The 22307-nt window shown below is 66.9% G+C and carries 18 protein-coding genes; 6 read left to right on the forward strand and 12 right to left on the reverse strand.

Features of this window, described 5'->3' with window-relative positions; translation table 11 throughout:
• Positions 1 to 241 precede the first annotated feature (241 nt).
• Positions 242 to 2563 carry a HAMP domain-containing sensor histidine kinase gene (locus tag K2Y56_RS05040; protein WP_292505753.1) on the forward strand — a complete coding sequence of 774 codons (2322 nt, stop codon included), beginning with the start codon at positions 242 to 244 and terminating at the stop codon, positions 2561 to 2563.
• Positions 2560 to 4191, forward strand: a complete 1632-nt coding sequence (locus K2Y56_RS05045; RefSeq protein ID WP_292505755.1) for an ABC transporter substrate-binding protein — start codon at positions 2560 to 2562, stop codon at positions 4189 to 4191. The genes K2Y56_RS05040 and K2Y56_RS05045 overlap by 4 nt, the downstream gene beginning before the upstream one ends.
• A gap of 136 nt (positions 4192 to 4327) precedes the next feature.
• Here K2Y56_RS05045 and K2Y56_RS05050 read toward each other — a convergent pair whose 3' ends face one another.
• From K2Y56_RS05050 to K2Y56_RS05085, 8 genes are all read right to left on the reverse strand, one after another.
• Positions 4328 to 4504: a hypothetical protein gene (locus K2Y56_RS05050; RefSeq protein WP_292505756.1), complete on the reverse strand. Its 177-nt coding sequence runs from the start codon at positions 4502 to 4504 to the stop codon at positions 4328 to 4330.
• A gap of 105 nt (positions 4505 to 4609) precedes the next feature.
• Positions 4610 to 5611 carry an extracellular solute-binding protein gene (locus K2Y56_RS05055; RefSeq protein ID WP_292505758.1) on the reverse strand — a complete coding sequence of 334 codons (1002 nt, stop codon included), beginning with the start codon at positions 5609 to 5611 and terminating at the stop codon, positions 4610 to 4612.
• 195 nt (positions 5612 to 5806) lie between these two features.
• Complete coding sequence (locus K2Y56_RS05060; protein WP_292505760.1) at positions 5807 to 6961, reverse strand: VWA domain-containing protein; 1155 nt, start codon at positions 6959 to 6961, stop codon at positions 5807 to 5809.
• The gene (locus K2Y56_RS05065; protein ID WP_292505761.1) at positions 6958 to 9279 is read right to left on the reverse strand and encodes a DUF5682 family protein; all 2322 of its coding nucleotides are present in this window, start codon (positions 9277 to 9279) and stop codon (positions 6958 to 6960) included. Before K2Y56_RS05065 ends, K2Y56_RS05060 begins: the two co-directional genes overlap by 4 nt.
• 12 nt (positions 9280 to 9291) lie before the next feature.
• Positions 9292 to 10389: an AAA family ATPase gene (locus K2Y56_RS05070; protein WP_292505763.1), complete on the reverse strand. Its 1098-nt coding sequence runs from the start codon at positions 10387 to 10389 to the stop codon at positions 9292 to 9294.
• 30 nt (positions 10390 to 10419) lie between these two features.
• Positions 10420 to 11970, reverse strand: a complete 1551-nt coding sequence (locus K2Y56_RS05075; RefSeq protein ID WP_292505765.1) for a DUF5691 domain-containing protein — start codon at positions 11968 to 11970, stop codon at positions 10420 to 10422.
• On the reverse strand, positions 11970 to 13181 hold the full coding sequence (locus K2Y56_RS05080; RefSeq protein ID WP_292505766.1) for an SWIM zinc finger family protein: 1212 nt from the start codon (positions 13179 to 13181) through the stop codon (positions 11970 to 11972). Before K2Y56_RS05080 ends, K2Y56_RS05075 begins: the two co-directional genes overlap by 1 nt.
• Before the next feature lie 39 nt (positions 13182 to 13220).
• Positions 13221 to 13343: a hypothetical protein gene (locus K2Y56_RS05085; protein ID WP_292505768.1), complete on the reverse strand. Its 123-nt coding sequence runs from the start codon at positions 13341 to 13343 to the stop codon at positions 13221 to 13223.
• A gap of 354 nt (positions 13344 to 13697) precedes the next feature.
• Here K2Y56_RS05085 and K2Y56_RS05090 point away from each other — a divergent pair, with 354 nt between their 5' ends.
• The 4 genes from K2Y56_RS05090 (at position 13698) to K2Y56_RS05105 (ending at position 17077) form a co-directional block, all read left to right on the forward strand.
• Positions 13698 to 13895, forward strand: coding sequence for a hypothetical protein (locus tag K2Y56_RS05090; RefSeq protein ID WP_292505770.1), 198 nt, complete (start codon positions 13698 to 13700; stop codon positions 13893 to 13895).
• Positions 13896 to 14409: 514 nt separating this feature from the next.
• The gene (locus K2Y56_RS05095) at positions 14410 to 15156 is read left to right on the forward strand and encodes an NUDIX domain-containing protein (protein WP_292505771.1); all 747 of its coding nucleotides are present in this window, start codon (positions 14410 to 14412) and stop codon (positions 15154 to 15156) included.
• 31 nt (positions 15157 to 15187) lie between these two features.
• Positions 15188 to 16174, forward strand: a complete 987-nt coding sequence (locus K2Y56_RS05100) for an SPFH domain-containing protein (RefSeq protein WP_292505772.1) — start codon at positions 15188 to 15190, stop codon at positions 16172 to 16174.
• A gap of 9 nt (positions 16175 to 16183) precedes the next feature.
• Entirely contained in the window at positions 16184 to 17077 is an 894-nt protein-coding gene (locus K2Y56_RS05105; protein ID WP_292505774.1) for a hypothetical protein, read from the forward strand.
• A 5-nt stretch (positions 17078 to 17082) separates the two neighbouring features.
• Here K2Y56_RS05105 and K2Y56_RS05110 read toward each other — a convergent pair whose 3' ends face one another.
• From K2Y56_RS05110 to K2Y56_RS05125, 4 genes are all read right to left on the reverse strand, one after another.
• A complete protein-coding gene (locus K2Y56_RS05110; protein ID WP_292505776.1) occupies positions 17083 to 17262 on the reverse strand; it encodes a hypothetical protein in 180 nt (59 codons plus the stop codon).
• A 113-nt stretch (positions 17263 to 17375) separates the two neighbouring features.
• Positions 17376 to 17606: a hypothetical protein gene (locus K2Y56_RS05115; protein WP_292505777.1), complete on the reverse strand. Its 231-nt coding sequence runs from the start codon at positions 17604 to 17606 to the stop codon at positions 17376 to 17378.
• Between the two features lie 733 nt (positions 17607 to 18339).
• Positions 18340 to 20367, reverse strand: a complete 2028-nt coding sequence (locus K2Y56_RS05120) for a response regulator (protein WP_292505779.1) — start codon at positions 20365 to 20367, stop codon at positions 18340 to 18342.
• Positions 20368 to 20414: 47 nt separating this feature from the next.
• Positions 20415 to 22307, reverse strand: a 1893-nt coding sequence (locus K2Y56_RS05125; protein ID WP_292505781.1) for a response regulator, incomplete at its 5' end; no start/stop codon positions are given.

Below are 22307 nucleotides of genomic sequence, written 5' to 3' on the forward strand. Positions count from 1 at the left end.
GCGGTCTCGATCGCCTTCATCGGATCCTGCATGGCTGCACGGCTGAGGAACGACAGACCGGTGAGGCTAAGGCGCCCCTTCCGACCCTCAAGGAACGCTTCGGCAGCCAGCCGCAACCGCCATCTGAACCGTCCCGCGAAGCAACTGTGATGATGGAGAACCCACGCTCATGATTCACCTGGGATCGGCTTGTTCGGCTTTCGAAACGAGCTAAACAGGGAAGCGTCACAGCGGGACGCGAATGCGGGTCGGCCGTAAGATCGCCCTGGTCGGCGGCGTGCCGATCCTCATTGCCGCCGCGATCGCCGTCGCGGGGTGGTTTCTCCTCGCCCAGGAAGAACGCGCCCGCGCCGGGGCCGTGCTCGCAGGCCAAGTTCATCACGACCTCACATTGGCTCGGCTGATCCGGGACGAGTACGTCAGAGCCCGTCCCTCCGAGCGGGGCGGCTACGCGGATCGCTTCGCCAAGTTGACCGGACAGGCCCGCAACGGGCTCGGCACCCTGCGCGGCCTGACTCGCACCGCCGACCAGACTGCGAGCATCGCGTCCGCGCAAAGCGCCCTGACCAGTTACGTCACCCGCATGATCGATTTCACGAGGGTGACCCGTGAGAGCGATGGGCTGATCGCGGAAATGGCCCAACGGGCCGACACCCTGATCATGCTCGCCGACCGGGCACGCCTGCGCCAGCAGGCATCGAACGCCGACCTCGTCCGCTCCTTGAGCGACAAGGTGAACAAGCTGCGGGCCACCCGCGACGTCGTCGCCGGCATCTATGCGCTCCACGCAACCATGGCCGAGGTCGCGGTCGAGCGGAGGCGCGATGGGCAGGCCGGCACCGGTGGGGCGGCCTCCGTGCAGCTCCGGATCTCGAGCCGCAATCTTGCGGCCGCCTTGAGGGCCGACGGGAGGATCCGTGAGGCCGACCAGCTCGATGCGCTCGCGACGAACGTGATCGCCCTCGGCAGCGGGGTTGCAGACACGGAAGGCGTGCAGCCCGATCCAGCGACGGCGCTGGCCGAATGGGGAGAGCGTATTCTCAAGATCGACTCGTCCGGGCAACGGACCCTGCACGAGGAGGTGGCGCAGCTTCTGACATACTCGGTCGAGGCGAACGAAACCGAGCAGGCCACGCAGAACATCGCCATCAGCACGCTCAAGCTCGGACAGCGGACCTCCGCAGCATTGACGAGCCGAGACTCCGTCGCCGCCAGAGCCATGCTCGGCGAGGGCGAGCGCCTCTCTTCGAAGGCCGCCGCCCTTCCGATCTCGCCGCTGATCCAGGGCGAGATGATCGATGCCATCGACGGCTGGCGTACTCGTCTCGCCACGACCATTGCGGGATTGCGCCGCCAAGGTGAGATGCTCGCCGACATGGATGGCGCGGCCGAAGCGGTGAGCCAGAGCGCGCGGGCACTCAACGATGCCTTCATCGACGACGCCGACCGTTTTGGAACCACGGTCAGGCGGATCCTGCTTGTCGGTGCTGCGCTCGGCTTGCTCGCCGGCTCGCTCGTGGCGCTGGTCGTCGCCCGCTCGATAACGGTCCCGCTGCGGCGGCTGCAAGGCGACATGGTCGCTCTCGCGGCGAATCCTGCCGATCGGACCGTGACCGGGACACGTCGGCGTGATGAGCTCGGCGACATCGCACGTGCGACCGACTTCTTCGTCACCGAGATCGCGCGCCGCGAGCGGGCGCTGCGGCGCGCCAAGGATCAGGCCGATACGGCGCTTGTCGACCTGCGTCAGGCCCAGAACGATCTCATCCGGGCAGAGAAGCTCGCCTCCCTCGGCCAGCTCGTGGCCGGCGTCGCCCATGAGATCAACACGCCTCTCGGCATCGCTCTGACGACGGCGACGACGGTGCGCAACGAGACCCGGACCTTCCAGGACGTCGTCGCCGCGGGAACGCTTTCGCGATCGGGGCTGACACGCTTCGTCGACCGAATGGACGAGGGCGCGAATCTTCTCTGTGCCAACCTCTCTCGGGCCGCCGACCTCGTTCACGGCTTCAAGCAAGTCGCCGTCGACCGCACCAGCGACGAGTATCGGACCTTCGTGCTCGACGTCTGGCTCGACGAGCTCGTGGCGAGCCTTCAGCCGATGCTCCGGCAGGGCGGGCACACGATCGAGCGCGAATGTCCGCCCTCCCTGATCGTGGGGACGAATCCCGGTGCACTTGCCCAGGTGGTCACGAATCTGGTCGCGAATGCAGTCGTCCACGGCTTCGAGAAGGAGCGAAACGGTCTGATCACGGTCAGGGTCGAAACCGTTGCCACCGGCTTCGTTCGGCTGAACGTGTCCGACAATGGCTGTGGCATCGGATCGTCGGATCTGCCTCGGATCTTCGACCCTTTCTTCACGACCGCGCGCAGCCGCGGAAGCACTGGCCTCGGCATGCAGATCGTCCACAATCTGGTCACGGTGAAGCTCGGCGGCCGGATCGCTGTCGAGAGCGAGCCCGATCTCGGTACGGCGGTCAGCGTCGAGTTTCCGGTAAGCCTCAAACCCGCCGAAGCCGGCGGGCCGGCACATCTTCCCGCAGAGGCATCGAACGTATGATCTCAGGTCACCGTCGTTCCTCCCCGGGTGTGGGTCTCCTGCTTGCGGCTTTCCTGGCAGCAGGCCCGTCGCAGGCGCGCACCCTCGTCTTCTGCTCGGAAGGCAATCCAGAATCCCTGGACCCTGCCGTCGTCACCACGACGACGGCAATGAACGCCACATGGCAGGTCTTCAACAATCTCGTCGAGTTCGTCCCCGGCACGACCGAGATCCGGCCCGCGCTCGCGGAATCATGGACCATCACGGAGGACGGACGCACTTACGTCTTTGCCCTTCGCGAGGGGGTTCGTTTCCATGGCAATGCGCGGTTCGAGCCGAGCCGGGCGATGAACGCTGACGACGTGGTGTTTTCGTTCATGCGGCAGTGGAAGCCGGAACACCGGTTCCGACCCGCGGCCGGCAGCGCCTTCACGTATTTCCACGACCTCGGCCTTGCCGACCAGATCGTGGCGATCGACAAGGTCGGTGCGCGCCACGTCCGCTTTATTCTCAAGCAGCCCGACGCGACGTTCCTCGCCAACCTCGCCCAAGCCTTCGGCGGCATCCTCTCGGCGGAATATGCCGACATCCTCGCGACGGCCGGAATGCCCGAGGAACTGGCCCGGGCGCCGATCGGCACCGGACCGTTCGTCTTCACGAGCTATCGCCCGGACGTGGCGATCCGCTACCGGTCCTTTCCGGATTACTGGCGCAAAACCCAGGCAGGCGACCTGGACGGTGCCAAGCCGATCGACGGTCTCGTATTCTCGATCACATCCAACGCGGCCGTGCGCCTGACTAAGCTCAAGGCAGGGGAATGCCAGGTCATGGCCTTCCCGGCGCCGGCGGATCTCGAGGCCATCAGGACGGATGGAGCCCTGACCCTTCTAGCCCGCGCGGAGCTGAATGTCGGCTACCTCGCCCTCAATACCACGCGGCCGCCGCTCACCGACGTGAGGGTCCGGCGCGCAATCAATCTTGCCATCGACAAGAGCGCTATCGTGCAGGGCGTCTACGGCGCTGCCGGCACGATCGCCAAGAACCCCCTGCCGCCGGGCATGTGGGCCTACGACGACACGCTTCCCGATATCGCCTTCGACCGGGCCGAGGCCAAGCGACTTTTGATCGAGGCCGGATTTGCGGACGGGTTCGAGACGGATCTGTGGTTCCTGCCGGTCAGCCGGCCCTATAATCCCAATGGCCGCCGGGTCGGGGACATGATCCAGGCCGATCTCGCGCGCATCGGAATCCGCACGCGGCTGATGACGGATACCTGGAGCGCGTACCAGGCCGCGCTCTATCGCGGCGTCCCCACCATGATGCTCAACGGCTGGACGAGCGACAACGGCGATCCGGACAACTTCCTGAACGTGTTGCTCGGCTGCAAGGCCGCACAGATCGGAGGGGCTAACCTCGCGCGCTGGTGCGACGTGGACTACGAGGCGGCGATCCAGGAGGCCCGCAGGACCTTGGACCGCGAGGCGCGCACGAGACTCTACCGGCTGGCACAGGCGATCTTCCGGCGCGAGGCGCCCTGGGTGCCCTTGGCGCACACCCTCGTCCATATGGCCGTGCGCGGCGACGTCGTCGGCTTCCAGATGGATCCGCTGGGACGACACCTCTTCGAGGAGGTGAGGCTGAAGGATTAGGCCTTTCCCCTGGGCCGCGCATCCCCAGGCTGGAGCGAGCCCTCAGCAGCTATAGGCCGCGACCGAGAACGCGAGCGCGAGGATGAAGTTACCGGCAATGAGGAGCGTGGGGACGATCGAGGTCATGCGAGCCTCCTCACGCAATGCAGGCCCGGACGGTTGTCGCCCGCGGCGCGGGACATGTCCGGAACGCTTTGGCTTGATCGGACATCCGGGGTGATAGATCCGCTTCCCCGGTGGTGAGGCGCGGCAGGTAGGCCGTTCCGATCATCAAGCCGCCGGCGAGTACGAGGCGAAAAAGCATGTCGATCATGGTGCTTCCCCCTTCGCGGTCATTCGCGACCGTCTGGGGGACTCTGTAGAACCGCTGCTTTTCACCGATATTGCGAGGATTGTTGCGTGAGCGGGCGACCGGGCGTCACCGTGGCGGCTGCACCTTCTCGCCATAGCGCCGGGTCCATTCCTGCAGGATGCGCTCGCGATTCCGGGTCTTCCATTGAAGGTCGACCTTGATCATCCGGGCTTCCGCGTGGGCCGGATAATCGGGTGCAGCGTTCGCGACCCCCGGATGGGCCACGATGGCGAAGCTGCGGGCGTAGATGGCGTTGGCCTCCTTCGAGGCAGTCCAGTCCATGATACGACGGGAAAGATCCGGGTGCCGCGTCGTCTTCAGGATCGCCGAAGCCTCCTGCTCCCATCCAACGCCATCGACGGGGACGATGACCTCGATGGGCGCACCCTTCGCGCGCTCGGCGGCTCCGCGCATGTCGAAAGAAAGTCCCGCCACGTAGGTGCCGTTTCCCGCGCCGTAGCAGGGGTCCGAGCCCGTTGGGAGGTAGGCTGCGACATTCGCGTGCAGAGCGTCCATGAACTCCCATGCCGCCGTTTCGCCCATGCTCTGAAGCCAGCCGGCCACAAGGAGGAATCCCGTGCCCGAAAGCCTTGGATTCGGCATGGCGATGCGCCCCTTGAAGCCGGGTGCCAGCAACTCCCGCCAGAGCACCGGCCGCATCAAGGTGAGCGACCGTCCGAGATCGGTGTTGAAGCAGACGGCGCCGAGATACGCGTCCATGCCCGTCCAGGTATAAGGCGGCGCTGGGTCGAGGAAGAAGGATCGCAGCTCCGCCGCACCGGCCGGCTTGTACTCAGCCAGCATGCCGGCTTGTTCGAGCAGCATCAGGCTCGATGCGCCGATCCCCAGAGCGACGTCCGCCTGCGGCCGTTCCTTTTCGCCGAGCAACCGGTCGGTAATGGCGCCGGTCGATCCGCGGACCCAGACCGGCTTGACCTCGGGCAGCGCCTTAGCGAGTCCCTCGGTGATCCAGGCTATCTGCTCGCTCTCGATGGCGGTGTAGATGGTGATTTCCGTGCGACCGTCCGCCGACGCCATTCGGACCGGGACGATGGTCAGAAGATGCATCAGGACCAGCACCGAAACCACGTTACCGACCAATCGGCGACTTGTTTTCGGCTTGGCATCTCCGCAAATGCGCACGCTCATTCCCAGCCATCCAAAGTACTTTGCCTCAGCCACGGCAGTCGGACCGTGAGGAGCCGGCGCCCCGAAGGCCGGATCGCGGGTGGGAACTGTCAGGAACGATGGCCATCGGTCGCTTCAACGCTCCGCCGCGGGTACGGCCGCGGCGCCGACGCTGGCTGCCCAGGCGCCGAGATCCTGCTTGCGGATCGCCGCCGCCATGAGATCCGGGAACAGGTCCGGCGTGCAGGCGAAGGCGGGCACTCCCAGCGCGACGAGCCGTGCGGCGAGCGAACGGTCGTAAGATGGCGCGCCCTCATCCGAGAGAGCGAGGAGCGCCACCACCTGCACCCCAGCTGCCACGAGGCGCTGCGCCTGTGACAGCAGCCCAGCCTCAACCCCGCCCTCGTAGAGATCCGAGATGAGCACCAGGACCGTATCCTCGGGCCGGGTGATCCGGGAGGCGCAGTAGCCCATCGCCCGGTTGATGTCGGTGCCGCCGCCGAGCTGGACCGAGAACAGCACCTCGACCGGATCGTCCATATCGTCCGTAAGGTCGACCACCTCGGTGTCGAATACGACGAGCCGGGTCGAGACCGCAGGCAGCGAGGCCATCACGGCGCCGAAGATGCTCGAATAGACGACCGAATTCGCCATCGACCCGGACTGGTCGATGCAGAGGATCACGTCCTTCAGGGAGCCGCGGCTCCTGCGGCCGTGGCCGAGCCGGGTCTCCGGGATGATGGTCCGGTACTCGGCCTGGTAGTGGCGCAGGTTCGCCCGGATGGTGCGATTCCAGTCGATCTCGGCGTGCCGCGGGCGGCGGTTGATGCTCGCCCGGTCGATCGCACCGTTCACCGCCTGCCGCAGCGGTTCCTCCAGCCGCTTCATCAGTTGATCCACGACCTTGCGGACGACGAGGCGCGCGGTCTCCTTGGTGCGGCCGCCGAGCAGGCTGCGCATGGAGATCAGCGTCGCCACGAGGTTCACGTCCGGCTGGACTGCCTCCAGCATCTCGGGCTCGGTGAGCATGCGCTTGAGGTCGAGCCGCTGAAAGGCGTCGCGCTGCATCACCTGCACGACAGAGCTCGGAAAGTAGTCGCGGATGTCGCCGAGCCAGCGCGGCACGGAGGGAGACGAGGACCCGAGGCTGCCGGAACGATCCGAATCGTAGAGCGCGCCCAAGGTCCGGTCGAGGCGCAGGTCGTGCTCGGAGAGGTCTGCACCCGTTCCGTCGGCCGGGCCGCCGCCCAGAACGAGGCGCCAGCGGCGCAGGCGTTCGATCTCGCTCATGTGGCGTCTCCCTCGATCGCAGCTTCCGCTGCTCGCGCGGGCTCCGGCCCGAGCAACAAACGCAGGATCGGCAGCACCTTGGTGGCGCGCTCCGCATCGAAGAGACGGGTCCCGTCCTCGTCGCCGGGCGGCGCCCCGCCCGGCCGGGCCAAGGCCTCGCCGATCGCCCGGCGCTCGGGGGCGGAGATTGTCGAGAAGGTGCGACGCACGATCGGCAGCAACTCGACGAAGGTCTCGGGATCGAGGTCGCCGAGCCATTCGTCGACGACATCGAGAAGGCCGCGGCCATGGATCAGCACCGTGCCGCTATTCTCCAGGAACCCTTCTATCCAGGCCGCCGCCGCGATCGCGCCGGACGCGCGGGAGAGGGCGCGGCGCAACCGGTCGCCGGCCTCGCCCGCCGCGATCATTCCATCGTCGAACAGGAGCCGCACCGCCCGGCCGACCACCCGGCCGTGGACATGCTCCTGGTCGGCGAGCGCTCGTAGCGCCTCCTGCCAAGTCGCCTTGAGGTCCTGATCTTCGAGCAGCGAGACGGCACCCGAGACCGCGACGATGCGGTTCCTGGCATCGGCCGCGGCACCATCGTCGAGGCTCTGGCAAGCCGCGACGAGACCGGCCGCCGCGCGCGGTACCAGCCCCCGGACCACTGCGAGCACCGGGGCCGTGTCGGAGGAGCGCACCGAACCGTAGCGGGCGAGCTCGGCGAGCGGCGGCAGCGCCTCCATGAGGTCGAACACGTCGGCCGAGACGGCGGCACGATCGTTGATCGCCTGGATGACGTCGCCGGTCGCGTCCGCAAGATCCGCGTCGAGCAAGGTGGCGATCAAGCCGGAGAGTTCGGCGACGCGGGTGGCGTTGCGGGCGTGCTCCCGCACGCGTCCGGCGGCGGCTTCGGCCACGGTGCCGCCCTCGGCGGAGGCGGCGACCAGCTCCACCACCCATTCTGGTTTCCAGGAGAGGAACCAGGCCTCCTTGAAGGTGCCGCGCCCGCGGGCCTGTCGCCGCTCGCCCCAGGGAATGCCGAGGAGGCGCAGGCGGTTGAGGAAGTGGCTCTTCCCGAGGTCCGTCTCCTTACGCAGATCGAGGGTGATCTCGCCGGCATCCGCGCCCGGCTTCAGTCGCAGGCGCTTGCACTGTGCCGCGAAGTCGGCCTCGACTGGAGTGCCGGAGCTGTCAGGTGGCGTCGCGCCGAGGCGCTCGCCGATGACGAGCTTGCGCCGGATCAGCCGCATCGGCGCGTCGTCGGCAAAGCACAGGGTGGCCCGCGCGGCCTCGTCGAGGTCCTCCAGCGACGGACGGGCCCGCCCGCGAAAACCCGCGAGCGCCTCGGCGAGCCGCGCAGCCTCGATCACCGAGGCCGGAGAGGCGTCGAGATCCTCGGCCCGCAGCAGCGCCGCAGCGCGGGAGAGCCAACGGGCCGAGACCTGCCCGCCATGGTTCCAGAGGGTGTCGTACCATTCGGGCGAGAGCACCCCCGCGCGGTAGCCCGAGGCCGTCGCCAGCCGCTCGTAGGACCAGGGCGCCCAGGCGGCGGCGACCTTCGTCTTCGGCAGGCCCTTGAGGGTCGCCGCATCCGCGCCGGCCTGCCCGCGCGCGTCGTGGCGAAGGAGGGCCGGAACGTGCCAGGCGCCGCAGATCACGGCCACGCGCTCGAACGTCTTGCTGGCCGCGCGGATGGCCGCGCGCATATGCGCCTCGCGTGCCTCCTCGCGGAAGGCGTCGTCCGGATCGGGCTCGGCTTCCTCGCGCAGGGCCGTCATTGCCTCCGCAATCGCGGCGAAGACGTCGCCGTCCTCGCCCGCGCGGCTCTCGATGAATGCGTCCCACCAGCGCTCGCCATCCGGGAAGCCGGCGGCCTCAGCCAGCTCTCCGAGCGGATCGCGACGGATGGCGGCGGGGGCGACGGCCGTGACCTCCTCGGATGGGGCGTCGGCCGCCGAAGCGTGGGGTTCGATATCGGGCGGCGCGGACTCGCCGCGTGCGACCCCGAAGCCGTCGGCGAGCTGGATCGCGTGAGGCAGGTCGATGAAGCGCAGTGACGCGCCGGCCTCGATCCCGTACCGCATCGCCACCCATTCGGGCGAGAAGGCGGCGAAGGGAAAGAAGGCACAATCCCGCGGCCGGTCGGGGCGGTAGACGAGGAGCGCGACGGGCGGGACCATCCCCTCGTGGCTCGCCAGCCCGATCAGGTCGTCCGCATCCGGCGGCCCCTCGATCAGCAGGCAATCCGGCCGGAAGGCGTTGAGCGCCGCGCGCAGGGAGCGGGTCGAACCCGGCCCGTGATGGCGAATGCCGTAGATCTGGATCTCAGCCATGCCGGGGCTCCCTCACGCGCCGGCGCGTGCGGCCCTGTAGAACTCTTTCCAGTCGGCGCGCTCCTTGACGACCGTCTCCAGGTACTCGCGCCAGACGATGGCATCCTGCACCGGGTCCTTCACCACCGCCCCGGTGATTCCGGAGACGAGGTCCTCGGCCGAGAGGCGGCCGTTGCCGAAATGCGCGGCGAGCGCCAGGCCGCTGCCGACGACGCTGATCGCCTCGGCCGTCGAGAGAGTGCCGGAGGGCTGCTTCACCTTGCTCTTGCCGTCCGCGGTCACGCCCTCGCGCAGCTCGCGGAAGATCGTGACGACGCGGCGGATCTCGGCGGCGCCCGGAGGCTCCGCCGGAATCTCGAAGGTGCGGCCGAGCGAGGCGACGCGGCTCTCGACGATGGCGATCTCGGCTTCGATCGTGGCCGGCGGGGGCAGCACCACCGTATTGAAGCGGCGCTTGAGCGCGCTCGACAATTCGTTCACGCCCCGGTCGCGGTTGTTCGCCGTGGCGATCAGGTTGAAGCCCTTCTGCGCCGACACCTCTTCGTTCAGTTCCGGAATCGGCAGAGTCTTCTCGGAGAGGACGGTGATGAAGCTGTCCTGGGTCTCGGACGGAATGCGGGTCAGCTCCTCGACCCGTGCAATGCGGCCCTCGTTCATCGCCCGCATGATCGGCGAGCTCACCACCGCCTCGCGGCTCGGACCCTTGGCGAGCAGCAGCGCATAGTTCCAGCCGTAGCGGATCGCCTCCTCGCTGGTGCCCGCCGTGCCCTGCACGATGAGCCGCGAGGTGCCGCAGATCGCAGCCGCCAGATGCTCGCTGACCCAGCTCTTGGCCGTGCCGGGCACGCCGAGCAGCAGCAGCGCCCGGTCGGTGGCGAGCGTCGCCACCGCGATCTCCATGAGGCGCCGGTCGCCGATATATTTCGGACTGACCTCGAATCCGGAGGGAAGGCGCCCGCCCATCAGGTAGGTGACGACGGCCTGCGGCGACATCTGCCAGTTCGGCGGCCGAGGGCGGCCGTCGGACGTCCTCAGGGCCGCCAGTTCCTCGGCGAATGCGTCCTCGGCGGCCCGGCGCAGCTGCGCGGTTTTATCTCCGTTCGTGGTCATCGTGCGGCGATCTCCATCGATGGATATCCGTCATGCGAATTCACGGCGCATGGCGGTGCGCAGCTCGATCGTCTCGGCGAGCCGCGCGAACTTCGCGCTGAGGCGCGTATCGTCGGCATCCTCGGAAAGCCGCGCCAGGATCGCGGAGGCCGCCGCCGCGGCGTTCTCGCTCGGCCAGAGACGCTCGCCGAGCCGCTCGATGACCCAGGGCTTGGCGAGGTCGCGCCGCAGGGCGGCCGAGCCTCGGGTGACGAAGGCGAGCCAGTCGAGCAGCGCGTCACTGAACGACTGGGAGAAGGCCTCCGGCCCCTCGGCGATCATGGCGAGGACCAGCTCGATCTTGCGAGCCCGGATCAGGTCGCCGACCCGGTCCTCCCACTCGGCGGCCGGCAGGAACTCGACAGCCCGTACCCAAAGCCCGAGGAGTTGGTCGGTGCGCCGGATCCCCGATACCTTCTCCGCGTAGGCATCGGCCAGAAGGTCGGCCGTGGCCCGTGTCCAATCCGGGTCGAGCGTGCGCCGGGTAGCCGACAGGAGCCCGTCGAAGACCGGCTCAGCCCATTCGCTGCGCAGGGCCAGCTCGATCCAGAGCCGCGGCGGATGATCGGAGAAGGCGCTGAGCGGAGCGCGCGCCAGGATCGCGCACAGAAGTCCCGCCCGGGTGCCGCCGCCGCTTCTCTCCCAACTGTTCGGCGCCACGCCGTCACGGGCGAGGTCGGGACTCTCCTCCGGCAGGGTCACGACGAGCGAATGCGTCGCGCTGCGCAGGAATCGGCTCTTGCTCTCGATACTGAGCGCGGCGCGCGCCCGCTCCGCCATGCGGGCGGCGTAGCGGGAGCCCTGCAGCAGCGGTAGCAGGCGCTGCGCGGCCTCGCGCACGCCCCCTGCCCGGTCGTCGAGACAGGCTTCGAGGAAGGGCTCGTCGTTCTCCGAGAGCCCGACCTGCAGCGCGCGGACGAGGGCTTCGCGCATGGACGCCTTCTCGGCCTTGAACCCAGCCTCCAGAGCGGCGCGGGCGGCGCCCGGATCGCGCTGGCGGAAAGCCGTGAAGGCGGCTGCGCGTTCGTTCTCGCTGCCATCCATCCAATCCGCTGCTGGCGGAACCGTGTCCTCGGCCCCTCCGCAGGCGCGTGCCAGCCAATCGAGTTCGGGGCCGGCGATCGCCTCGACCGACGGCACATCCCGGCGAAAGGGAGCCAGCGCCGGCAGGAGCCAGACAGGCGCGCGCACGCCCGCCGCTGCGGCGAGATCGCACCATTCCTTCAACCGCGCCCGCTCCCCCGCGCCGGCGGCGAGCAGCAGGGTGAGCCGCGTCGCGGCAGCCGGTGGGCATTCCGGGCCGCTTCCGGCGCGCGGCGATAGAGGAACGAGCGCTTCGGCGGACCGCCCGGCACCGGCGAGGTGGTGAACCCCGTTCGCGGCAAGCTGCGAAAGCAGACGCGCACCTGTATCGTCATCGAAAGCAAAATCGGCGAGCGGGCCGCCGGGCGGCACTGGCGGGGCGCGCTCGGCCCCGATCAGGGCCGCGGCGATCGCGCTCTCCCAGGCCGAGCCGGGCACGGCCTCCGTCCCCAAACCCATCAGGCCGCCCGCATCAGGACGGGCCGCGGGTCCTGAGCCGGCACCGCGTAGAGGCGCCCATCCGCCACAAGGGCAAGGGGAGAGAGGCCGAAGCCGTCGTAAGTCCCGAACAGGTCGACCGGCGCCCCCGCCGCGACAGCGACGAGGGCGGGTAGGCGTGGGTCGGCCCGCAGAGCGAGGCATCCGGTGGCATCGCCGATTCCGAAGGCGGGCGCCTCCGGGGTCTCGCGCGGCAGATGCCCGAAACGCACATTGGTGAGGCGCAGCGGCCAGGATTCCGTCCAGGGCGCGCAGGCGAGCACTTCGGCGAAACCGTCGAGGGCCTGCGCCACGGAAGTTCCGCCCGGCAGAGATCCCGTGGCCGAGGCAACGGCCCGGCCGTCGCGGAAGACCGCCCGCAGCGGCGGTTCACCCGGTTGGAAGGCGAGCGCCCCGCAGAAATCCTGGCCCGCTGCCGGGACCGCCGGCAAGGGCGAACCCGGCGCGCCGTAATCCACGATCTGTGCCACCGCCCCCGTTCTCCGCCCGACAAGCCAGAGGGAGCGGGCGGTGAGCCGATCCTCGTCCTCGACAGCGTGAGCGAGCACCGCCCACTCGTCGGATCGGTCGGGCCGCGCCGCCATCTCGTCGGCGGTGACGGGATAGCCGATCGCGGCCCGAACGGCGGCCGCCTGTTCGGGCGCGAGCGCATCGAGCCGCCGGAACGCCTGGATCAGCAGCGCGAGCCGGCCGATCCCCAGCGCCAACGCTTCTTCGCGCCGAGGCGCGCCGGCCGCCGGTGCCGCCGCGGCGATGCCCGGCAAGGCGCGCACGCGCCGCGCGAGGCCGGGGGCCTGCCCGTCCACGAGACGACCCGCGATCCGGTCCCAGAAGGCGTAAGGTTCTGACCGCGCAGCGGCGAGGCCGCGCCGCATCAGGTCGCGCAGCCAGAGATCGAGCTCATCCAGCGCCGTTGCGACGCGCTCCTCGCGCGCCTGCCGGCGCTTGGCTTGCGCCTTCTCGTCCACCGGCTTCTGCGGCTCGCGCGCTTTGGTCTCTGCCGTTGCCGCGCGCGACTCGCGGCCGCTGGTCCAGGCCACGACCCAATCCGGCGGCGCAGCCGCGTCGATCGGCGCGGCGGCATCGGCGAGCATCAGGCCGAGCGCATGCTTGCAGGGAAACTTCCGGCTCGGGCAGGTGCATTTTGAGGCCGGACCGGCGAGATCCGCCACGGTGCGGTACGGGCTTGCGCCGCTGCCCTTGATCTCCCCTCAGATCACCGATCCGTCCCGGCCGACTGCGCTCCACTTGCCGGATTTGGCCTGATCCAGGCCCGACTTGCGGCTTCCCGCGTCAGGGGCGAGATCCAGGATCTGAGCGATGGTCAGGTTCATGCAGCGGAGCGGCTTAGTTTCCGGAACTCGAATCTGGGCCGACCGCAAGATAGGCCATTCAGCTTGACGGGCAAGCTCGACGGCACCGGGCTTTTTGCATCGATTGGGTATTTGCTCCTTTGGCGCAGGGATATGTTCGGCCCCCGCCGCGCCAACGCGCGTTCTGAGGGCGTGGCGGCCGAGCACCGAACCCCCACAGTTCGCGCCGCGCCTTCGGACCACCGTAAGAAGGCGTCTGGGCGTTCCACTGTATCGCCGAACCCAAAAGCGGTCTGGCAGACCGGACGGCACTCCGATCGAGAAGCCATTGCGAGCCGAAGGAAATCGTCGATGATCATCTGGTCTGGTTGAGGCATGCCGTCCGCCTTGATAGCGGGTGCCGCGCTGGTGGGCCGCGCCCTCCTCGCTCCTGCCCTGGCGCGAGCAGGCATTCGGACCCGGCTGCGGCGGGTGCTCCTGCGAGCCGTAGGCGAAGAGAGCCCGCGGGCTCCGTCCATCGTCGCCGATCAGCGTCAGGGTATGGCGATCGAGGCTGTAGCGACCGCCCTGTGACGCGCCGCGCCGGCTCACCGCAGTACCGGCTTCCGAGGTCGCACCGGAATTCAGCGCACCCGCCGATCCTCCGCGCGGATACCCGGTGGAGCGGTTGAACACGTCGGACGTGCGGTGGAGGCAGTATCGGCCCGAGTTGCGGCCATTGTAGTAGTCACCGCCATTGTCGCCATCGAGGCCGATGAATTCCTGTTTGCCGCGTTCGCCCGTGGCAGCCTCCCGCTCCTCCGAAAAGGCCGGAGCGGCGCTGACGAGCAGACCGACGACGGCGCGTATCGTGATCGTGCGCCTGTGACATCTCCCTGATCGGGAGGCGTCGGCCGCCTTCGCCAGGGGCATGGATAAGCCAGACCTGGTTTTGCGCGCGACCCCGTCTGCACCGTCAATTCTTCTGCACCGTCGGTGGTGAGGCGGAGGGCGCGAAGTGCCATTCGGTCTCGCCGCAAAGAAGGATCGCTTGACATATATTCAATCTGCATATTAGTTAGATGCAAGTTAGATATATGGTGGCGCCGTGAGCGAGGACGCCTTTCTCGAAGCCTACGATCCCGCTGCCTTCGAGCGGCCCGCGCTGACAGTCGACCTCGTTCTGCTAGGGCTTCTCGAGGGGCGCCCGGCCGTTCTCCTGATGAAACGCAGCTGGCATCCGCATGCGGGGCGCTGGGCGTTTCCCGGCAGCTTCGTCGGCCTCGACGAGACCCTCGACGCAGCGGCCGGCCGGGTTCTTCAAGAGAAGGCCGGCATCGCCGAGGGATCCGGCACGCGCCTCGAACAGCTCTACACCTTCGGTGCCGTCGACCGAGACCCGCGCATGCGCATCGTCACGGTCGCCTATCTCACGCTCATGCCGGAGGCAGCTTTCACTCAGTCGCTGGCGGGCGGGGCGGGGCTGTCGGCGGCGGTCATCGAGGTGCCCTGGACCGGCGAGGCGGGCGGCCCCGTCGCGGCGTACTTGGCCGGCGATTGGGACGAGCGCGCGCCCCTGTCGTTCGCCTTCGATCACGCCGACATCCTCGCCCTTGCGATCCTGCGGCTGCGGGGAAAGCTCGACTATTCCGATGTCGGCTTCGCGCTGCTGCCCGAGCAATTCACCCTGCGCCAGCTGCAGGACGTGCACGAGGCGATCCTCGGCACGCCGCTCAACAAGCCGGCCTTCCGCCGCCGGATGCTGGACCGGGGCTGGCTCGTGCCGACCGGCGCACGCGAAGCCGGCACGTCGTTCCGTCCGGCCGAACTCTACCGTTTCCAGAAGCCGCTCTGATCCCGGTCTCCACCCCCTAGAAGAGGGTTCCATGGCTACGATCCGCAACCTCGGCCCGATCGCTCAGCTCCGGAGCGAAGCGAGCAGCCACCTCATCCGCTACCGCAACGGCCGCGTCCGGCAGAGTGGCCGAGGGCTGGTCTTCTGGTTCCGGCCGGAGACCGCGAGCATCAGCGAGGTGCCCATGGACGACCGCGAGATGACGCTGTTCGTGCGCGGCCGCAGCCGGGACTTCCAGACGGTCGTCGTGCAGGGGACGATCGGATGGCGTGTCGTCGATCCGCAAGTGCTGGCGACCCGCATCGACTTCTCGATCGATTTGCGAACCGGCAAGTCGCAGGGCGAGCCGATCGAGCGCATAGAGGCACGCCTCAGCGGCATCGCCGGCCAGGCGGTGCTGCAGCAGATCGGCGCGAACCCGGTCGGCGCGCTGCTGGATGCCGGCCCCGAACCGTTGCGCGTCGCGCTCGAAACCGTCCTCGGGGCAGCCCCGGCCTTGGCCGAGATCGGCGTCGCCGTGGTCTCGGTTCGGCTCACCAACATCTCGCCGACCAGCGAGCTCGAACGCGCTTTGCAGACGCCGACCTTCGAGGCCCTCCAGCAGAAGGCCGACGCGGCGACCTTCTCCCGCCGCGCGCTCGCGGTCGAGAAGGAGCGGGCCATCGCCGAGAACGAGCTGGAGACGAGGACGGAGCTCGCCCGGCGCGAGACGCTGCTCATCGCGCGGGAAGCGGAGAATGCCCGCGACCGCGCCGCCGGCCTCGCCGAAGCGCAGGGATTGGAGGCCAGCGCCGAGGCGGAGCGCATCCGCCTCGTCGAGGGAGCCAGGGCCGAAGCCGAGCTGCAGCGGGTCGCGATCTACCGCGAGCTTTCGCCGGCCGTCCTCCTCGGGCTGGCCGCCCGCGAGCTCGCCGGAAAACTGGAGACGATCGAGCACGTCAACGTCACGCCCGACCTGCTCGCGGCCGCACTCGGCGAGTTCCGCAGGTCGGCCCTGCCGGCGGCGGCCTCGCGCTGAGGGCTCGTCATGCCGGTCGTCACACCGCGCGCCGTCTTCGTGATCCGGGACACCGACTACGAGGCGCTCCTCGCCCGGCATGCCACCCGCGGCCAGGCCCGGTTCTTCCTGGAGAGCCGCGGTCAGAGTCTCGCCGAGATCGAAGCGCGACACACGCGCTTCCAGGCGGTGCTCGGGGAGGCGCGGGCTTGCGTGCCCGCGGAGTGGCGGCAGGCTCTGGCGCGGCGGGCCGATCTCGACCGCTTCCTGTTCGCGCCGGAAGACGTCATCGTCGCGGTCGGCCAGGACGGGCTGGTCGCCAATGTCGCGAAGTACCTCCGCGATCAGCCGGTGATCGGCGTCAATCCCGCGCCCGACCTCTACGACGGCGTGCTGGCGCGTGTCGCTGTGGAGCGCCTCGGTCGCCTGCTCCCCGCCAGCGCCGCCGGGGCCGTCGACATCGAGCGGCGGACCATGGTGCAGGCGGTGCTCGACGACGGCCAGACGCTGCTGGCGCTGAACGAGATCTTCGTCGGCCATCGCAGCCACCAATCGGCGCGCTACAGGATCGAGGCCGGCGGCGTTGCCGAAGATCAGTCGTCGAGCGGCCTCATCGTCGCCTCGGGAACCGGCCTGACAGGCTGGGCCCGCTCGATCGGAGAGGCGACACATCTTACAATTCCGATCGGTGCCGAGGAGGCGGCGGTCGGCTACTGGGTGCGCGAGCCATTCCCGAGCCTAGCCACCGGCACGGTGTTGCGTGCCGGAAAGGTTTCGAGCGCGGCGGTCGCCGTCACATCGCGGATGAACGAGGGCGGCGTACTCTTCGCCGACGGGATGGAGCAGGACTTCATCGCCCTCGAATGGGGCCGCCGGGTCGAACTCGCACCCGCCACCCGTACCCTGAGCCTCGTGGTCGCGTAGTACCGTCATGCTCGCATTGAGGACACCAGCCCCTCGATCGCCTTTGGAACCCGCTCGGCTTGATCGAACGGTTGATCATCCGAGTCGAGACCGGCAATGCGCAGCATTTGATCAACCCGGTGCGCTTCGGCCTTCGCGATCAGGATGCTTGAAATGGCAGAAGTGTCCTCGTCTGCCTCGCCCATACCCCGCCTCCGCGTGATCTGGACATCAACCCTGACGCACTTCGATCTGTTCAGGACCAACAGTGAGGTAGGCGAGCCTCGCGCCCGCTCCGATGACGAAGTACTGACGCTCGTCACGCATCTCTGTTTGCCGGTTCAAACTGTTCGATAAAGCGTAGGCCCTCCCAGAGGTCGATGGCGTGGCTGTCAACCATGCTCTTGGCAATCACCAGCGCAGACTCGTCTCCGTGGGCTGAAAAGGTGACTTCATGCAGAATGCGGCCATCTTTATAGAGAGCAACAGCTCGATAGCAGCGCGGTCCGTCCTCAGAATTTACGCCCTGGATTAAGATTTCCGCAGTCATAGGCCCTGAGCTCGAGCGGTCGTGAGCACGCTAGGGGCTAAGCTGAACTCTTGAATTAACTTATGCGTGGCCGCCTGCTGATAGGAGGCGCGATAAAGCAGGTGCTGGAGCCGTCCGTATCAGACACCATGCGTCCCGCACCACGCGACCCGTCGCTTTGTCTATCGCCAGCGTACTCAGGGTCGAGCGGCTCGATGGCGTCAATACCGTGGCGGTGCGGGTTACCGCGCGGGACGGTCGTGCTCTTGCCTCGTCAACCGACTTCGATCTTACAGCCTCGACTTGCTGAGGTCATTGCCGCAACAACTCGCCTGGATCGTAACGAGCGCGAGGTCTCGATCTTCTTTGAAACTTACAAGCAGCGACGTGCGCAGATCGCGTCATGGCGCAGAGCGTGATTCGCCAGATTGCTGATCGACCTGACGGGCGCTTCGACCCAGTCGTGGTCCTGGGCTCAAAATCGGTCTATGCCCGGCGAGGGTTCATGACTCTTCAGGAAGCTGAGAACGAGTTGGAGCTATTGAAAATTATCATGGCTGCCTGTGGGACTTTTGTCGTTCATGATGAGGTCTCATGCCTTCCAAGATTCAGCCCTGGATAAGGACCGAAGTAGGTCAGGACTGCTTTCCCCAGCATGATCACCTCGAGAATCGCGTCGGCAGTGCGACTGCCACATTGTCATCACTACTCAATGAATTCAGTATCTGAGCTTTTTACAACAAAAAACAAAAATCTAAATTGCAGTTTTCGAAAACAGCTTCTCTCGCAACTTGGTGACAAGTTCTGCTGCACGATAGGGTTTTTGTAGAAGGTCAAAATCGCTCGCGTCCTGCTCCTCGCGTAAGTACCCTGAAGTGAGAACCACGTGAATATGTGGCCATCTCTCCCTCACGAGGCGACCTAACTCTAAACCCGTGAGAGAACCAGGCATGTTCACATCGGTGAACACGAGACTGATACCCGGCTCCTGCTCCAAGATTCCTAAGGCCTCATCTCCGTTACAGGCTTCCTGGACTGTAAATTCTAAGGCTTCAAAGGCCGCAATTGCAGTTCGGCGAACATCGGCGTCGTCTTCGACAATGAGAATGCTCTGGCCGCCACCCTGAAGTGCCGTAGAACGATCGGTGACGAGTGGTGTTACTCGGCTACGTTTTTCCTGGTCAGTGGCCGGCAATGACAGTGTGATGCTCGTCCCACGTCCAATCACACTCTCGGCCGCAATCGTGCCTCCGCTCTGCTGAACGAAGCCATGCACCATACTGAGGCCGAGCCCCGTGCCCTTCCCTGCCTCCTTGGTCGTGAAAAACGGCTCGAAGACTCGATCTAGGACTGAAGGCGGCATACCGGTGCCGGTGTCGGAAACAGTGATCGCGACGAATCTGCCCGCGGAATTCTCACCGACGAAATCGTCATCGCCTGTGGCGTCGTCGCGGAGCCGAACCGATATAGCGAGGCTGCCGCCTTCCGGCATGGCATCGCGGGCATTAACGGCGAGATTGATCAGGGCGGCCTCAAGCTGAGCATGATCGACGCAGATTGTCGGAAGTGCCTCATCCATCGCGAGGTTCAGGCTGACGCGCTCGCCCAAAGTGCGGTGCAAGAGCTTGACCAGCCCCGGCATGAAGGCGGCGAGATCCAAAGCCGACGGCTGCAGGGGTGACCGCCGCGAGAACGTCAGTAGTCGACTGGTGAGTTCGACACAGCGCTGAGCGCCCTCGATCGCGTTCTGGACGCGTTGATGCGCCTTCTCGTCTGCCCGGATCGAGCCTTGCAGCAGATCGAGGTTACCGATGACGATACTCAGCATGTTGTTGAAGTCGTGCGCGATGCCGCCAGTCAAGCGTCCGACAGCCTCCAGCTTCGAGGCGTGGAATAGGCTGAGCTCCAGATCCTTCCGTTCGGTTACATCAAACCACATTCCGAACAGTTCCGAGGGCCCCTCGTCGTCGCTACGGTTCACGACGATCTGGTCGAGGATGTGTCGTTCGGTCCCGTCGGCATGACGCCAGCGATATTCCAGCGCCACCGTGCCGGTCTCGGCGACGGATCGGAGTGCGTCGAGGACTTGGTCCCGGTCCTCTGCATTCAGGTGCGCCTGCCAGAATCCCGGCTCGCGGAATGCTTCGCTGGGAAAGCCGGTGATGCGCTTGATGCTGTCGCTCGTAAAGTGCAGGCTTCGGTCGGATTCCCCGAGTACGGTTGTGTAAAGCGCAATGGGGAGGCTGCGGAGCACTGCGGCCTGATGTTGTTCGCCCCGGCGCAGCGCCCGTTCGGCCTCGAGCTTCTCGCCGCGCACCCGAAGGTTGTCGAGAAGCAGTTGCTTTTCGGCGGCGGCCTTCTGCCGGATCTCTTCGGTCTTACGATACAGGTCGACGAAGACGCCGACCTTCGACTTCAGGATCAGGGGTTGGATCGGCTTGAAGACGTAATCCACGGCGCCCGCCGAGTAGCCGCGAAAGATGTGGATGTCGTCCTTGTTATGGGCGGTCAGGAACAGGATCGGAACTCCGGAGGTTCTCGGGCGGCTCCGGATCAGCGCAGCGACCTCGTAGCCGTCCATGCGGGGCATCTGCACGTCGAGGAGGATCAACGCGAAGTCCTCACGCAAAGTCCGCCTCAGCGCCTCTTCCGGCGTATCCACCAGGACGAGGTCGAGTCCGGTCTCGTTGAGCACCTCCGAGGCGGCGAGCAAGTTACGCCGATCGTCGTCGACGATCAGGATCTTGGCGGGGATAAGGTTCGGGGTTCCGTCGTCCGCCATCGCGTCCGAAATTTCCGGCTCCGATGACGGATGCATTGAAAACCCTGTCATTGGGACGGTCCCGCGACCGCCGCCCCATTCAGCCCGAGCCCGTCCCTGTTCGCCGCGGAAGCGCGCTGTTCAAGCTGAACGCGCAGCACGGCCAGGAGTTGATCCATGTCGATAGGCTTGGACACGTAGTCCGAGGCCCCGGCCTCCAAGCACTTCTCCCGATCACCCTTCATGGCCTTCGCGGTCACGGCGATCAGGGGTATGGCGCGGAAGGCATGGTGGCTGCGAACCTCGCGCATCGTCTCGTAGCCGTCCATTCCCGGCATCATGATGTCGACCAGCATCGCATCGACGTTGGGATTGGCCTTCAGGAGTTCGATTCCATCACGACCGTTCTCAGCGAACAGGACAGTCAGGCCATACTCTTCAAGCGCGCTGGTGAGTGAGAAGATGTTGCGCAGGTCGTCGTCGACGAGAATGACCCGGCAACCTTCCAATGACTGGGGATCGCGTCGGTCCACCAAAATCTGGTCATGACCGGGAAGGTTGCCGAGGGCGCGGTGCAGGAACAGAGCCGTCTCGTCCAAGAGTCTCTCGGACGATAGCGTGTCCTTGACGATGATGGTTGAGGCGGTCTGCTTCAGTTGGTGCTCCTCCGCGGAGGTCAGTTCCTGGCCCGTATAGACGATGATCGGTAGCTCCTCGCCTCCCTGCAACGCCCGGATCTGCTGGATGAGTTCCGAACCGTTCATGTCGGGCAGTCCGAGATCGACGATTGCGCAATCGAAGCGGCCGCCATTTACTGCCTCAAGGGCGGCCGCGGCGGTGCCGACGCCGAAGACCTTCACATCCTCCATGTCGAGCAGAGCCGTGATGCTGGCGCGCTGGTTTTCGTCGTCCTCGACGAGAAGGAGGTTCCGGACCGGGCGGGTGATGAACTCCTTCGACCGCTCGAGTGCCTTCAGCAGGCCTTCGCGATCCACCGGCTTCTCGAGGAACCCGAACGCACCCGCCTTGAGCCCTCGCTTCTTCTCGTCGTTGACCGAAATGACATGGATCGGAATGTGCCGCGTCCTGGGATCGTTTTTCAGGAGGTCGAGCAGGGCCCAGCCGTCCATGTCGGGCAATCCGATATCGAGGGTGATGGCATGGGGCTTGTAGCGGTGGGCCAGCGCTAGTGCTGCCGCCCCGTCCTGTGCGATCAGGCCTTTGAAGCCTCGCTCGCGTGCAAGTTCCAGGAGGACGGATGCGAACATCGCGTCGTCCTCCACGATCAGGACGATGTGATCCCGCTGGTGGATGACGTGCCGGTCGTCGGCCGAGGACGACAGCGCCATGGCGGTGGAGGGCTGGCGGCTATGTGGGGGCAGCGACCCGCTGACCTCGCCAACGTCAACCGAGCCATTCGTCCCGGCGTTCACCGGGGGTTCGAAGGGGAGGAAGAGCGTGAATGTGCTGCCCTGGCCAGGGCGGCTCTCCAGGACGATCTCGCCACCGAGAAGCCGGGCGATCTCGCGGCTGATCGCCAAGCCGAGACCTGTCCCGCCGTATTTCCGGCTGGTGGTACCGTCCGCCTGCTGGAACGCCTCGAAGACGATGCGCTGCTTCTCCTCCGGGATGCCGATCCCTGTGTCCCGCACCGAGAAGGCCATCCACTGGCTGCTGGTGCGCAGCGGCGATCCCTCGGCCGACCCGATCTTGAGGGTCACGCTGCCGCTCTCGGTGAACTTGAAGGCATTCGAGAGCAGGTTGCGCAGCACCTGCTGCAGGCGCTTGGAGTCGGTACGCACCCCCGCGGGCAGGCCGGGCGCGACCTGGATCGTGAAGCCGAGTGCGCGCTCTTCGGCGACTTGCCGGAAGGTGCGGTCGAGGTGATCGACGAGGTCCTGCACGGCGACGTTGCCAAGTTCGAGCGAAACGGTTCCGGACTCGATCTTGGAGAGGTCTAG

The sequence above is a fragment of the Methylobacterium sp. genome, from assembly GCF_019745455.1.
Lineage (GTDB): Bacteria > Pseudomonadota > Alphaproteobacteria > Rhizobiales > Beijerinckiaceae > Methylobacterium.